The 13,969-nt window shown below is 46.7% G+C and carries 14 protein-coding genes; 6 read left to right on the forward strand and 8 right to left on the reverse strand.

Translation table 11 applies throughout. The features are described 5' to 3' along the window. Positions 1-399, forward strand: a 399-nt coding sequence (locus AB3R30_RS14865) for a MerR family DNA-binding protein (protein WP_458649984.1), incomplete at its 5' end; no start/stop codon positions are given. Between the two features lie 28 nt (positions 400-427). Here the strand turns inward: AB3R30_RS14865 and AB3R30_RS14870 are convergent. Beyond that, positions 428-691 carry a methyltransferase domain-containing protein gene (locus AB3R30_RS14870; RefSeq protein WP_458649985.1) on the reverse strand — a complete coding sequence of 88 codons (264 nt, stop codon included), beginning with the start codon at positions 689-691 and terminating at the stop codon, positions 428-430. Between the two features lie 66 nt (positions 692-757). Here AB3R30_RS14870 and AB3R30_RS14875 point away from each other — a divergent pair, with 66 nt between their 5' ends. Further along, entirely contained in the window at positions 758-1,543 is a 786-nt protein-coding gene (locus AB3R30_RS14875; protein ID WP_458649986.1) for a tetratricopeptide repeat protein, read from the forward strand. A 5-nt stretch (positions 1,544-1,548) separates the two neighbouring features. Here the strand turns inward: AB3R30_RS14875 and AB3R30_RS14880 are convergent, their stop codons facing one another. Then, positions 1,549-2,220 carry a cation diffusion facilitator family transporter gene (locus tag AB3R30_RS14880; protein WP_458649987.1) on the reverse strand — a complete coding sequence of 224 codons (672 nt, stop codon included), beginning with the start codon at positions 2,218-2,220 and terminating at the stop codon, positions 1,549-1,551. 5 nt (positions 2,221-2,225) lie between these two features. Continuing rightward, complete coding sequence (locus AB3R30_RS14885; protein WP_458649988.1) at positions 2,226-4,415, reverse strand: heavy metal translocating P-type ATPase; 2,190 nt, start codon at positions 4,413-4,415, stop codon at positions 2,226-2,228. A 159-nt stretch (positions 4,416-4,574) separates the two neighbouring features. Here AB3R30_RS14885 and AB3R30_RS14890 point away from each other — a divergent pair, with 159 nt between their 5' ends. Then, complete coding sequence (locus AB3R30_RS14890; protein ID WP_458649989.1) at positions 4,575-5,018, forward strand: ArsR/SmtB family transcription factor; 444 nt, start codon at positions 4,575-4,577, stop codon at positions 5,016-5,018. Here the strand turns inward: AB3R30_RS14890 and AB3R30_RS14895 are convergent. Continuing rightward, positions 4,953-5,279, reverse strand: coding sequence for a YnfA family protein (locus AB3R30_RS14895; protein ID WP_458649990.1), 327 nt, complete (start codon positions 5,277-5,279; stop codon positions 4,953-4,955). The two genes, AB3R30_RS14890 and AB3R30_RS14895, sit on opposite strands and share 66 nt — an antisense overlap. A 271-nt stretch (positions 5,280-5,550) precedes the next feature. On the opposite strand from AB3R30_RS14895, the gene AB3R30_RS14900 reads away from it, so the two are divergent. The 3 genes from AB3R30_RS14900 to AB3R30_RS14910 all read left to right on the forward strand — a co-directional run bounded on the left by AB3R30_RS14900 (position 5,551) and on the right by AB3R30_RS14910 (position 9,039). Next, positions 5,551-7,314, forward strand: coding sequence for an iron uptake porin (locus tag AB3R30_RS14900; protein ID WP_458649991.1), 1,764 nt, complete (start codon positions 5,551-5,553; stop codon positions 7,312-7,314). 470 nt (positions 7,315-7,784) lie between these two features. Continuing rightward, positions 7,785-8,513 (forward strand): two-component system response regulator RppA, encoded by a 729-nt coding sequence (gene rppA, locus AB3R30_RS14905; protein ID WP_458649992.1) that lies wholly within the window; start codon positions 7,785-7,787, stop codon positions 8,511-8,513. 175 nt (positions 8,514-8,688) lie between these two features. Continuing rightward, complete coding sequence (locus AB3R30_RS14910; RefSeq protein WP_458649993.1) at positions 8,689-9,039, forward strand: hypothetical protein; 351 nt, start codon at positions 8,689-8,691, stop codon at positions 9,037-9,039. 112 nt (positions 9,040-9,151) lie between these two features. Here the strand turns inward: AB3R30_RS14910 and AB3R30_RS14915 are convergent, their stop codons facing one another. The 4 genes from AB3R30_RS14915 to AB3R30_RS14930 all read right to left on the reverse strand — a co-directional run bounded on the left by AB3R30_RS14915 (position 9,152) and on the right by AB3R30_RS14930 (position 13,646). Further along, the gene (locus AB3R30_RS14915) at positions 9,152-9,928 is read right to left on the reverse strand and encodes a tetratricopeptide repeat protein (protein ID WP_458649994.1); all 777 of its coding nucleotides are present in this window, start codon (positions 9,926-9,928) and stop codon (positions 9,152-9,154) included. A 40-nt stretch (positions 9,929-9,968) separates the two neighbouring features. Beyond that, entirely contained in the window at positions 9,969-11,360 is a 1,392-nt protein-coding gene (rppB, locus tag AB3R30_RS14920) for a two-component system sensor histidine kinase RppB (RefSeq protein WP_458649995.1), read from the reverse strand. Then, positions 11,341-12,051, reverse strand: coding sequence for a two-component system response regulator RppA (gene rppA / locus AB3R30_RS14925; RefSeq protein ID WP_458649996.1), 711 nt, complete (start codon positions 12,049-12,051; stop codon positions 11,341-11,343). The genes rppB and rppA (AB3R30_RS14925) overlap by 20 nt, the downstream gene beginning before the upstream one ends. A 110-nt stretch (positions 12,052-12,161) precedes the next feature. Continuing rightward, a complete protein-coding gene (locus AB3R30_RS14930; RefSeq protein ID WP_458649997.1) occupies positions 12,162-13,646 on the reverse strand; it encodes a TIGR03118 family protein in 1,485 nt (494 codons plus the stop codon). Between the last annotated feature and the right edge of the window lie 323 nt (positions 13,647-13,969).

Genomic DNA, 13,969 nt, shown 5'->3' on the forward strand with positions numbered 1-13,969 from the left:
GGCAATTTACGACTCAAGATGCCCGCATCAAACTCAAGCGTCTCTATCCATCAATTCTTTCTTGACAGACTACTAGGTTTGCTCAAGGCTACGGGTAGAACAGAAGGAGGATACCGACTATTTGACGTGGATATTTTTACCCGCCTCAGCTTCATCAAACGTGCCCAAAGTCTTGGATTGAGTCTGGCAGAAATTAAAGAGTTTTTGGAGGTGCATGACCAGGGCGATTTACCGTGTGATCACGTCCGGGTGAAATTGCAGGATAAAGTTGCTGACATTGATCGGCAAATCCAGCAGCTACAGATTCTTAAGCTAGAGTTGGAGGGATTGCTTTCAGGTTGGGAAGTTATCCCTGAGTATTCTGAATCAACTATTTGCCCAGTCATTCAGCGAGTATAGAAATGGATTTTCTGACTTCACATCGCTGTCAAGTAGCATGACATTTCTGCTGAGCGATCGCCAGCATCTTTTCGGAAATATCCACCCCAACCATTGCCTGATCAGGATTATCAGTGACCAGCATGTGTTCAAATTCCCCAGTTCCACAGGCAATGTCCAGCACTCGTGCAGTTGATGGAATTTGTGCCCAGTTTTTGAGGAACGATAGCGTATTAGAGACATAGCGGCTCCACCGCCAGTCATAGGTTGCTGCCATCTGGTCGTATTGTTGTCGTACCTTTGCTTCAGTCATAGAGGGATATCAAGTCCAAATACAGGCGCTTTCGTTAGGATAAAGCTGTGGTAAGGAGTTTTTTCTATGAATCCTGTTTCTAAGATTACTGTAATGCTTGGCATACTAGGGCTGACGGTTGCCCTGCCTCCGACTTTACACGCCCAGTCTAAGCAGGCTCCAGTTGTTCAGGTGAGTTCTGTCGAGTTGCTGAATCGAGGCATTGAGAAAGCCAAACAGGGAAAACTCAAAGACGCGATCGCAGATTATACTCTTGCCCTGCAAGCAAACCCCAAGCTGACGAATGCATACATCAGCCGAGGTCTGGCTCATCACGATTTAGGGGATTATAAACGGGCAATTGCCGATTTTGACCAAGCGGCACGACTTGATCCCAAGAACGCCAAAGCGATTTACAACCGAGGCGAAGCGCGATCGGACATTGGCGATTTCCCCAATGCACTGGCTGACCTGACTGAAGCAATTCGGCTTAAACCCGATTATGCAGCGGCTTATAACAATCGAGGTGTGGTGTATGCCGGAATGGGCAATTTACAAGCTGCTATGGAGGATCTGGATCAGGCAATCAAAACAAAGCCTGACTATGCGGATGCTTACTACAACCGGGGGAAAGCTCGAACTGCTTTGCAAGACGCGAAGGGCGCGATCTCAGACTTTACTCAAGCCATCAAGCTGAATCCCACTCTTGCTGAAGCCTATGGAAATCGCGGTATTCTCTACTCACAACTCAAGGACAAGTCAGCAGCGCTAACTGACTTGCGAAAATCTGCCGAGTTGTTTCAGCAGCAGGGCGATCGCGATAGTTACCAGCAGACTGTAGCATTCATCCAACAACTACAACTTGAGAAGTAGATTCTTCATCTGAGAACTTTTGGGGGTCGTCCAGCTAGCACTCGAAGGCTATCTCGGCAGAGCGGTAGCGCATTCACCATAATCAGAAAGGCAACAAACAAACTTGTCGCCGCATCTGCCCAAGTCCAGTGAAACAGATAGATCACCAAGGCTGAAAGTAAAATGCTGACGGCTCCTGCGACATCGGCAACTTGATGCAGAAAAATGCCACGCACATTCAAACTGTGATGTTGATCCCGATGGAGCAGGTAAGTGGTGATGCCATTAATCACGACACCCAGGACTGCAACAAGGAGAACGGGTAATCCTAGACTCAATTCTGATGGGTGATGGTGCAAATGCTCAATCGTTTCGTAGATCAGCAGCAGGGCGATCACTACCAGACTGACTCCATTCACCAACGCCACCCAACCTTCCAGTCGATTCTCTTTTACAGCTTTGCCTGTTCTTGCTTGGCTTTTGGCAACATAGGCGGCGAGCAAAGTTAATCCCAAAGTCAGCAAGTCTGAAAGCAGGTGTCCTGAACCTGCCAACAATGCCAGACTTCGACTCCATAAGCCAACCCCCAACTCGGCTAGAAACAACACAAACCGCAGCCCTAGAACGAGCCAGAGCCGCTGAGACATTCGTTGAGAGTGCAGCAAGTCGGGATGGTTCACCTGGTCAAAAAATCTCATCCTGTTTATTTTAGGACTCGACTGGCATTAAAGATGGCTAACAGCGCCACACCAACATCAGCAAATACAGCTTCCCATAATGTTGCCAATCCGAATGTTCCCAACACGATGAAAATTCCCTTAATTGTCATTGCCATCACGATGTTTTGCACCACAATTCTGCGAGTTTTTCTGGCAACCTGAATGGCTTCTGCCACTTTGGACGGAGCATCCGTCATTAACACCACGTCCGCCGTTTCGATCGCGGCATCAGACCCCAATGCGCCCATTGCCATGCCAATATCAGCTCTCGCAATCACGGGAGCATCATTAATGCCATCGCCGACGAAAACAACCTTCTTCTTGCCAGAGCGATCCAGTAGTTTCTCGATCGCTCCCACTTTGTCTTCAGGTAACAAACCTGCAAAGTAAGCATCTAAGCCCAATTGACCAGCGACACGTTTGGCGACGACCTCATTGTCACCCGTCAGCATCACGGTTCGCTCTACTCCAGCTTTTTTCAAGTCACGGATTGCTTCAGCCGCATCTTCTTTAATTTCGTCGGCAATTAGAATGTATCCGGCATAGCGTCCATCCACTGCTAGATGAACCACCGTTCCAGCTACATCACAGATATCGTGGTCGATGTTCTCTCGATGCAACAAGCGATCGTTGCCTGCCAAAACTACCTTGTTCTGAACTTTCGCCCGGATGCCATGACCTGCAATTTCTTCGTAATCCTTGATGTCGGACTCGTTAATCGGTTGCCCGTAAGCCTCTCGAATCGATTGAGCCACTGGATGGTTAGAGTTCGCTTCAGCGTTCGCCGCTAACGCCAACAGTTCTGCTTCCGAAAACCCATTTCTCGTGACAATTTGCGTGACTTTAAACGTTCCTTTCGTCAAAGTTCCAGTCTTGTCGAATACAACTGTTTTGACGGCTGTGAGTGCATCTAGGAAAGTGGAGCCTTTGACTAAAATCCCGCGCTTGGCGGCTCCCCCAATGCCACCAAAATAGCCGAGAGGAATGCTGATCACCAATCCGCAGGGGCAAGAAATGACGAGCAAAATTAAGGCACGGTAAATCCAATCGGAGCGATTTGCGCCTGGAATCAAGAGCGGTGGCAATATGGCAACTGCCAGTGACAGAAATACCACTACTGGCGTGTAATAGCGGGCAAACTTAGTGATAAATTTTTCGGTGTCTGCCTTCTTGCTGGTGGCATTTTCAACCAGGTCAAGAATTTTAGCGATCGACGATTCGCCAAACAGTTTTGTGACTCGAATGGTAAGAGCGCCCGACTTGTTAATCATGCCTGCCAGAATCGGATCTCCAATGTTGACAATGCGGGGAACTGACTCACCCGTCAATGCAGAGGTATCCACTTGAGAGTTGCCCTCTAGAATTTCGCCATCCAACGGCACTTTCTCACCTGGCTTCACCAAAATTTGATCGCCCACATTGATCGTTTCAGGAGCCACCTGTTTGATAGTGCCATTTACTTTCAAATTGGCACTATCGGGGCGAACCTCCAATAACGCTTTAATCGATCGCCGCGATCGCCCAACGGAATACTCCTGAAACAACTCACCCACTTTGAAAAACAACATCACAGCAACCGCTTCTGGAAACTGATGAATCGCAAAGGCTCCCAGTGTTGCGATCGTCATCAGAAAGTTTTCATCAAAAATCTGCCCTCTCAGAATATTGCGTCCAGCCGTCTTCAACACCGACCAACCGCTAAGCAGGTAGGCAGGGATAAACACGGCAAGTTCGCCGATATTGTAGGGCGTGTTGTGTAAGGGTTCCTCAAAAATGATGCCGATCGCAAATAATGAGATCGCGAGTAACACGGGAGGGAGTTCTTTTTTTAAGTTAAATTCGCCAGAGCCATGACTGTGCCCGTGATCGTGTCCGTCGTCCTGATCGTGATCGTCGTCAACATGACCATTTGTGGAAGCATGAGATGAAGTAAGCGTGCGGGACTGCTCGATCGCAACGGTGTAACCCAATCTCGTCACTTGCTTTTGAATTTCCGCCTCACTGACTTCCTGCGGATCGTAGGACACAACCATTCGCCCTATTGCCACGTTGACCGATACCTCAGCAATCCCCGGCAATTTCTCGACGCTGCCTTCAATCTTCATCGCGCAACTGGAGCAGTCCATACCGCCCACTTGCATCTGCTGAGTCTTTAGCGCTGGAGTTTGAGTCATAGCAGGTTGCCAAATCAGATTGAAGATTATTTTGATAATTGTAGACCAAAACTCTTGACATCTGAAAGTATATTCATATATAGAATGATAACTATTCTTAGCTTTATACTGGAATTGAGCAAAATTATCTTGTTCACAGTCGTCACCCTAATTTGTCCTATGCCTAGCCGCAAAAATCTAGTCCCACTGCTTCAAGAGTCGGATGCACCGGAATGTGAAGCTCATCTCGTTCACCTGGAAGCGGTACGGCAGGTGCAGCCAGAGATCCTACCGATGCCAGAAGCCCAACGGATGGCAGAATTCTTTGCTGTCTTGGCAGACCCAAATCGACTGCGGGTGCTCTCGGCACTGACGCATCAGGAATTGTGCGTGTGTGACTTGGCAGCAAGCTTAAAAATCGGTGAATCAGCCGTGTCGCACCATCTCCGCATTTTGAAATCGATGCGGTTGGTCAATTATCGCAAAGAGGGGCGCAACGTATATTACAGCCTTGCGGATGCTCATGTGATGAACTTATATCAAGACATCGCTGCACATTTAGATTCTGTGAGGAGCCAGCATAATAATCACTGTACCGATGAGGCAAACTGCTACACCCAATAAATCCCAGCGATCAGGTTTGACTCCTTCCACAGTCCACAACCAAATAATTGCCGAAAGAATATAAATTCCGCCATAGGCAGCAAAGGCTCTCCCGGCGTTGGAGGTTTCAATTTGGGTGAGGGCGATCGCAAAGATGGCTAGAGCAATTAATCCTGGAAGCACCCAGAGCATACTTTTTCCGAGTCGGAGCCATGCCCAGAAGGCATAACAGCCAGAAATCTCACCTAACGCCGCTATACCAAAGAAAAGGAGCGATCGCATTTTAGTTAGAAGCCAAAGTAGATAGTTCAAGGCGTAGACATGGGCAAAATGGGGTTGCTTAAATAGTTTGATAAAAATGGTGCCAAAGCTAATAGTTCTAAAGCGATTCCCTTAATAAGAGCTTAACCCTGTTTTTTTGTGCATCCGCTAAAACCGTCATTAGATTTTCATCCTGTCCTGGCATTCTATGCTTGGAGCCGCTGTATAGGGGTTCTCCATTATGGAAATCAATTCTTTTGATTTCCTAGAAAGAGTAGTGTGAGGATGAAAAATGCGTTTAACACTGAGAGAGATTGTATGGAGCGTCCCGACGCTTCTTGTCGCGTCGCTGATGATGCCAGGTGATGCGCTGGCAAATGAAATACCAACGAATGAAAAGTTAAACCAGCTAGCGAATAGTGCTACTTCAACGAGAGCTAGCCAGTTAGATAACAGCGTGACTCTACAGCAGGTCAATAGCTATAGTGCTGAAGGCAAAAGCTCTCAACTGGATCAAGTCACTTCCGTTTCCCAGTTTTCGGATGTGAAACCGACTGATTGGGCATTTCAGGCATTGCAATCGTTGGTAGAGCGGTATGGCTGTATCGTGGGCTATCCCGACAAAACCTTTCTAGGAAATCGTGCCACCTCTCGCTTCGAGTTTGCCGCTGGCTTGAACGCTTGCTTAGACAAAATTCAAGAACTTATTGCAGCAGCAACGGCTGACTTCGTGCGAAAAGAAGATTTAGAAGTTGTTAAGCGATTGCAGGAAGAGTTTGCAGCAGAACTTGGTGCCCTACGGGGACGAGTTGAATCTCTGGAGGTTCGGACTGCCACACTGGAGAAGCAACAATTTTCCACAACTACCAGGTTAAGGGGTGAGGTTATCTTTGCGATCGCCGATACCTTTGGCGATCGTGCTACGCGCACAGGTAACAACACCTTTCTCTCTGGCGTGAATGCTGCCAATGAAAACTCCTTCCGAGACGATCAAACTGAAACCATTTTTGGTAATCGGGCGCGGATTGCGCTCGAATCTAGCTTTACAGGTAAAGACCGTTTGCTAGTTCGATTGCAAGGGCGTAACATTACTCCCTTCAGCGGCGCTTTCACAGGAACGAACGGAACTCGGTTAGGCTTTGACGGCAACGAATCCAATGCAGTCAACATTGACCACCTCTTCTATCGGTTTCCCGTGGGGCAAAACCTCCGCATTCAAGTTGACGCGGTTCAGAGCCGAATGTACAGTTCACTGTTTGAAACGCTCAGCCCATTTGAAAGTAGTGGTGGTGGTGCGATCTCCCGGTTTGGACGGTTTAACCCGATCTATCGCTCCAACGATCAAACGTTTACCAGTTCTCCAGGAGTTTCTTTTGACTACAAATTCGGTCCCAGATTGAGCCTACAGGGAGGCTATTTCTCTGATAGAAATGCCAACGATCCTGGATCAAAGAATGGTTTGTTTGATGGGAACTATGCTGCTGCTGGACAACTAGTACTTCGTCCTTCTCGCAACTTTGATATTGGTCTTACCTACGTTCGTTCCTATTTCCCCGGCACCTCCACTGTGTTCAATCAGGGTGCGCCAAACCTCTTTGGCAGTACTGGAACCGGATATGCCGCGAACCCGTTTGCAGGTGCAGCCACATCTACTGACACCGGGTCAGTGCAAGTGCAGTGGCGGGTAGCGCCTAAACTGACTGTGGGTGGTTGGTACGGCTACACGTGGGCTTACAACAAACGCAACAACCAGGAAGCGCAAATTCAGAATTGGGCTGCTTTCCTGGGCTTTCCCGACTTGGGGCGTAAAGGCAACTTGGGTGGTTTGGTGTTTGGGATGCAACCCCGCGTCACAGACAACGACTTCCGTGCCAACGCGAATACCCGTCGTCGTTTGGATGGTTCACCGCCCTATCATTTAGAAGCGTTCTACCGTTATCGAATCAATGACAACATTGCCATCACACCAGGGGTCTTTGTGTTGTTTAACCCTGAAGGCAATAGACGGAATGATACTCAGTTAGTGGGTGTAATTCGGACGACATTTAGTTTCTAGCTTTGCTGCTTGAGAAGGATTATCTTAACTTTTAATTGAGCAGGTTTCTGCTTAGCAGTTAGTCAACATTAGGTTTCCTTACACCAGTAAATACTGGAATGGAGATGAGTCGAGAAGATTCATCTCCTTTTATTTTTTAGCGTTGATGATCTTAAACCGTCATTGTAATTTCATTAGCGAGTTTTATGATTACCAATATGTATTCAACAGACTTCTTTCAGTAAACTCAAGAGAACAATGGATTTTTGGACATACCATTGTCTCACTCACATCCGCTGAAAGGGTCTGTTGACTTTTCTCGACATGAGAAGTTGAAAAATTTTCATCGCATGATCACTTAAATAAGATTTTGGATGACTCAATATTTCACTTCGTTTTCATCCTAATCTGCAAAGCTATTAACAGAAGCAATCTATTTAGAATTGCAGGAACCTATAAAGGTCAAAAACTTTTTAGGGAAAGCTTTTGTGATGAAAATTTTATTAGTTGAACCCGATCTAGAATTAGGTGAACAAATTCAACAAAGCCTGAGTCAAGAACACTATATTGTGGATTGGTTTCAGGATGGTCTTGTGACCTGGGACTACTTGGAACTTCAACCCATTCAGTATACGGTGGCGATTTTTGATTGGATGATGCCAGGATTGCCAGTGATAGAACTTTGTCAACGCTTGAGAACACAGCATCCTTTACCCGTGTTGGTGTTAACTCCAGAGCGACGCTGGCAGGATGGCGTTTTGGCGCTAGATGCCGGAGCCGATGACTACTTGATGAAGCCATTTCGGATGCAGGAATTGCTGGCACGATTACGTGCATTACGACGGCGATCACCCCAATATCAACCCCTACAACTTCAATTGGGTCGTTTGTCCTTAGATTGCAATAATCGAATTGCTTACTGGTACTCTAGCCCGATCGAGTATGAGCAAGTTCGCCTGAGTAAGAAAGAGTTTCAGGTGTTGGAATATTTGATGCGACAGCCCAAGCAGGAAGCTAGCCAAGAGCAACTTCTAAATTATTTGTATGAGATGGAGTCTGAACGAGTTAGCAATGTTGTAGCAGCCCAGATCCGGCGACTGCGATGCAAACTGGCTGAATTAGGCTGTGAAGATATGATTCAAACTGTTCAAGGTGGAAATTATCGATTGAATCCAGTTTGTGTAAACTATTCCATTGAGAATTCTGAATCTACAGGTTAGTTCTATTTCTACTAAATCAATTTCTCAATAGAATACAGTTGCTATCATTTGCGTTTGTTAATAATTTATTTTTTCGATTTATTCCATTTTTCACTTTAGTTTCATTTGTATTTGAGAGATTAGTAATAGCGAACTGATTGTTTCAATCAGATTTGATTCTTCAGAAGAGGTTAAAATGATGCAACGTCTACTTTCTGCAACAGCATTTTCTTTTGTTCTCGTTTCTGGTATTTTTGTGCCTCAAGTCTCTGCTAAACCTGTTGCTAACTCGTTGATATCGAGAGGGCATCCACAGACTTTGCGTTCGCCCTTAAGCCAGACATCTGAGAAACAAACTCAACCCACTTCAGAACCTGAAGCAGCCCAACAGCCCCGAAATACTTCTACTCCAAAAGCGCAAGATAAGCCAACTTCTGAGCGCAGGGAGAATACTGAGGTTCCAGCTTATTGTGCCTTGCCCCCTAATGTAATTGAGGGTAGCTTTGAATACCGGGAAGAGTTGTATAACTGCAAGTACGGACTCTAGATTCTGTTGCTACTACTAACAGCTAGTGTCGGCGAGGTGTTGATAGGTTCCCTATAAAATGATTGGGCGATCGCAACGTTTGATCGCCCAACCTCATGTGTTATTCGGCAGGTTATTGCAGTTGCTTCAGTGCATTTTGTACTTGTTGATAACGATCGCGATCGCCCCGTTCTTGAAATAATTTTGCTGCCTGTTGCCAATTGGTTATGGCTGCCTGTCGATTTCTAGTTTCTAGGTGTAACCGTCCTCGATTCAAGTAAGCTTCTGCCAATGTTGGAGCTAGGCGAATCGCTTCTGTGTAATCGGCGATCGCGCCTGCAATATCTTTTAACTCGGTTCGCACTAACGCCCGATTATTGTAAGCAAAAACATAATTTGGCTTGAGGGCGATGGCACGTCCGATATCTTTCAATGCAGTTTCAAATTTGCCCAGTTTGGCATACACTACACCTCGATTGTTGTAAGCTTCTGCATAGCCCGGTTTTAACTCCAGAGCTTGATTCAAGTCCACGAGTGCTTGAGGTAGTTTGTTTAAGTCAGAGTAAATTTCACCCCGATTGTAGAGGGCTAATGCATTGTTGGGATCAATCTGAATGGCTCGGTCAAGGTCTGTAATGGCACGATGCAAAGCTCTGGCATCATGGTAAGCAATTCCTCGTTCGATATAGGCGTTAGCGAAATCAGGACTAACTTGTATCGCTTGCGTGTAGTCTGCGATCGCACCTTGCAAATCTCCTCGTTTATACTTTTCCAAAGCTTGTTTCGCAAGGTCAATTGCTTCGGGTTGAATCGCAAGAGCGAACGATGGGTTTGATAAAGTAATAAATACTATTCCACTTAGAGCTAAAGCAAGTTTAAGTGGAGTGCTAACTCGATAAATAAATGTCATGATTGAATGCTAATTTAATGAATGGTTGAATCGAACCAAATCAGATTTGAATGACTGTTGCTTGATTGTTGGTTGGGCGTGTTTTTAGGGGTAAGCGAACTGTAAACGTACTACCTCGGCTTACCTCACTTTGAACCTGTAAATTTCCCCCATGCGCTTCGGCAATCGCCTTGGCAATCGCCAATCCCAAGCCCGAACCGCCTGTTTGACGAGAGCGATCGCTGTTGACTCGATAGAAGCGATCGAAAATATGTGCCTGCTCTTCAGGCGCAATGCCCATGCCAGTATCTCGAACTTGAATGATTGCATAATTGTCGTCACGGTTAAGAATCAGCGTGACACTGCCATTTGTAGGGGTATATTGAATTGAATTCACAACCAAGTTGGAAATTAAGCGGTAAACTTGATCCTCATCTGCCAGAATCTGTAATTCCTTAGAAACTTGAATCTCTGCCGTGAGAGTAAGTCCATTTGCGTTAGCAAGGGCTGAAAACTCTTCCACCAAATCATGAATTAAATCATTCAAGCAAACAGATTGTCTCTGAGTTGCCAATGTGTGTTGCTCCAATCGGGCTAATAAAAACAAATCTTTGACGAGTTCAAAAAAACGGTTAAGTTGGCGTTCGATCGTTTTCAACGTGTCTCGTGCTTCTACCTCAGTGAAGCTGGGTAGCCTGGACACAGAATCAACGGTTGCCAAAATTGCGGCTAATGGAGTGCGTAATTCATGGGCGGCATCGGTAGTGAACCGTTGCATTTGTTGATAAGAGCGGTAGATCGGGCGCATGGCAATTCCTGCCAAAAACCAACTGGAAACAGCAACCAATGCTGTGATCACGGGTAGTCCAATCAGGAAGGCTAACTTCAGGGATGCGAGGCGACTATCTAAATCTTTTAGCGATCGCCCAACCTGAAGATAGCCCCACAACTGGTTATCTAGAGTGTGCAATGGCAACGACATCTGATAGAAACGATTTCCCTCAGAATCCATCACGGTTTGCTGGGTTTCGGAACCGTTCGTTAAGGGCACATCTGGACGCAGCCCAGCCGTAGCAATGAGAATGCCTGAACTCTCCAGAAACTGAACATAGTAATCGCTTTGGCGAGTTGTATTTAGGGGGTGATGTTCCTTAGATAAGTTGTGTCTATGAGGCGAAGGCGTTGTCTTGAGACAAGGTTTCCCAACCAGGCAAACATCAGGAACCAACTTCTGAATAATGGGTTCTAACTGACCAGGCTGCTTTAAATTCAATTCGATTCCGTTATGCAACGTTTCAGTCACGGCTTCTAACTCGCGAGTGATCGAATCTGAATAAGCCCGAATAATGACCTGGTAAATCGTCAAACCACCCAGACCTAGAATTAGCCCCATGACAACTGCATACCAGCCCGCCAGTTGCAAGCGAGTGCGTCTAAACAACTGCGTCTGCATAGGCGGGATTGAGCCTGTATCCTCCCCCTGGAACTGTTTGAATTGCATCTTCACAGCCTAGCTCTGCGAGTCTGCGTCTTAACAACCGTACCTGTGCTGCCACCACATTGCTGATTCGCTCGGTGTCTACCTCATAAAGGTAGCTCAGGATCTGGTCACGAGTGGCAGCGTGGCGGGGATGTTTCATGAAGTATTCCATCAGTTGGAATTCTTTCTTGCTGAGGCGAACGGTTTGATGATCGTGTTGAGGAGATTGCCAGCGGATGGTGCGGTTGTGGCAATCGAGAGTGAGGCTGCCCACCTGAATTTGGGTGGGTTGGAACTGAGGCGATCGCCGCCAGAGTGCCCGCAACCGTGCCAGCAACTCTTCCATCCGAAACGGCTTGATCAGATAATCATCGGCTCCGGCATCCAACCCCATCACCTTATCCTCCCAGCGATCGCGTGCAGTTAACATCAATACAGGTAGGGCATTTTGCCGATCTCGTAAGCGTTTGCAGAGTTCTGGACCCGTTAAACCGGGCAGCATCCAGTCAAAGATCGCCAACGTATATTGAGCTTGCCGATTGTCTAGATAATTCCAAGCATCTGCTCCATCTTGCACCCAGTCCACAATGTATTTCTCCTGCTGCAACGTGCGCTGGAGTGCTGTTCCCAAATCAATTTCATCTTCAACCAACAAAACTTTCATCGCAGCCTATACACTATCCCCCTACCCAGGATTGGAGAACTCCTATTATTAGTTTGACAGGCTGCGATGAAAACAAGGTGAAAATTTGAGACTAGAAATGCGGAGGTGGGTTATCTCAGTTCATTGCCTCCAAAGGTAGAACCGACCAAACTGTTGCCAGCAGAAAAGCCTATGAGTCTCTCCAGTCCTGTTGCCATGAGTTCTTGATCGAATTGCGATCGAAACAAACCACTAGAGTTAGGAGTGGTGTTTGTAGGAGCAACATTCAAGCGTCCGAATACTCCATCTGCTTCATCTTCTGGTCCTGCTGCAAAGTAGAGCGAGTTTGAGTCACCCAGACTGGCACCGTTCCCAAAGAGTAACCCCCAGATGCCTGGAATTTCGATCGCGGACCCTGAAGCATCACGCAAATAGTCGATCGCGTGATAGGTGGTTTTGTCAAAGGCTGTAATGGTGCCATCCCCAAAGTTAGACACTAATAGCGTATTAGAGAAGGCACCAAAATCTGCTGGCGTGTAGACTACACCCCACGGCGCATTCAGCAGTCCTTCATCATCCCAAACTCGGATCAAGCTGCCCTCTAAATCGAACTCTGCCAAGCGTCCGAGACCAGATCCTGCCTCCTCTTCACCTGCAAAGAATTGACCCGGAGCGTTGGGATCTTCCTGGCTCTTAGCATAGGTGACAAATACACTTTCAGATCCAGGATTGCCCAAAACCTGAACGTTGAATGGCACATAGTCGCCCGGTTGAACTTCACAGGCACTCGCAAAGGGATTGGCAAACCCGTGAGCATCAGTGACATCGTTGAAACTACCGTCAAACACCTGAATTTTAGGACTGGTGCCAAAATCGGCAGCATACAGGTGTTCACCTGCATAATCAACTCCCAAACCAAAGTATTGACTTCCTGTGGCAGAGCGATCTATGACGGCGAGGGCTTCACCAGGTCGATCGAACGAGCCATCAGCATTTTTACGCTCAGTCCAGGCAGAAATTACCCCATTATCCGTGGCAAATAGAAATTTGCTGGCATTGATAATGGCTCCATTCGGGTTGTCTTGCGTAATCACAAAATTGCTTGATGCGTTGAAAACAACACCTGTGGGTGTGCCCTGTTCGCCGTTGGGTCCTGGTACTGTCACGATCGCTAAATCATCTTGATAGAGCGGAATGCCATTCACATCGCCAACATATTCGTAGGAGATGCCAGAACCATTGCCCGTGATCCAAAAATGACCACCAAAACCAGCCGGTCGAATTGCAATTCCCCAGGCGTTGACAAAAGTCTCGTCCAGGATGAGCGGTGCATATTCCGCTTTGTTTGCGACTAAATTGGTTTGGGTATAGGCATTACCCGTTAATGCCGTGGTGTCGATATTTCCCGGCAAGCCATCTATCAGCCCCTTTGATTCGGCATGGGAAAGGGCTTCTACCAGTCTGCTGGGAAAGGTCTCAGACACGGCATTCACAATATCAGTGAATGATGGATTTGTATCATTGGTACTTAAAGTTGCATCAAACACAATATCAGATAAAAAATCTGACAGTACATCTGACCAATCACGAATCGTTGAAGCAGAGTAATTTCTCATGTTGCTATCTCGAAACCCGTTAAGTTGTTGATTTGAAGAGCCACATTAGACTTTTGAGGAATGCCATTAGCCCAATGCGGCGTAATCGTAGTTGTAGTGTGCAAGAAACTGGCGGCAGCAATTCGCCCTAAGCGATCGCCTGGATATTGAAAAATTCCCCTCTCTTATTGAAAGTATATGTCAATAGAATTGCAGTCTGCGATGAAAGTAGGATGAAAATTTTCGCAAAAAAAAATCCCGATTCCAAAAAGGAGTACCGGGAGCAACAAGTGATTGAGTTCGCTCATTGGCGAGGTTTACGGATTTGATTGAGTGAACGACTC

Source organism: Sivoneniella epilithica UHCC 1019 (assembly GCF_040830845.1).
In the GTDB taxonomy this organism is placed as follows: Bacteria; Cyanobacteriota; Cyanobacteriia; order Leptolyngbyales; family Leptolyngbyaceae; genus ULC077BIN1.